Origin of the sequence: Rhizobium sp. UBA1881 (assembly GCF_002338015.1) — a bacterium.
Lineage (GTDB): Bacteria > Pseudomonadota > Alphaproteobacteria > Rhizobiales > Rhizobiaceae > Rhizobium.
Map to the genome: position 1 here is coordinate 1152 of NZ_DDHH01000193.1, position 281 is coordinate 1432.

Below are 281 nucleotides of genomic sequence, written 5' to 3' on the forward strand. Positions count from 1 at the left end.
GCGACCAGATCGAGGCGGCGCCTGATATCGGCGTGCGCTGGCGCTCGGATTACATTTCCGGCGTCGTGCGCCGCGAAACCGGCTTCGTCGTCATCGTCGATCTCGCGCGGCTTCTGTCGCGCGAGGATGCCTCCGCCCTGCAATCGGCCGCCTGAGCGGACACGCTGGAGTATTTTGACTTATGAGCATGGCTGCCGTTGAGACCCAGATGGTGGGCGACAGGATCAGCAAGCGGAATTTCGAGAAGCTTGCACAGTTCATCTATGACTATAGCGGCATCA

2 pseudogenes are annotated in these 281 nt (G+C 60.5%); both read left to right on the forward strand.

Going from position 1 to position 281, the window contains the following annotated elements:
* Nucleotides 1-155: pseudogene (locus B3605_RS23950) on the forward strand (chemotaxis protein CheW); the annotation flags it as partial.
* 26 nt (nt 156-181) lie between these two features.
* Nucleotides 182-281, forward strand: a pseudogene (locus B3605_RS23955) (chemotaxis protein CheR); the annotation flags it as partial.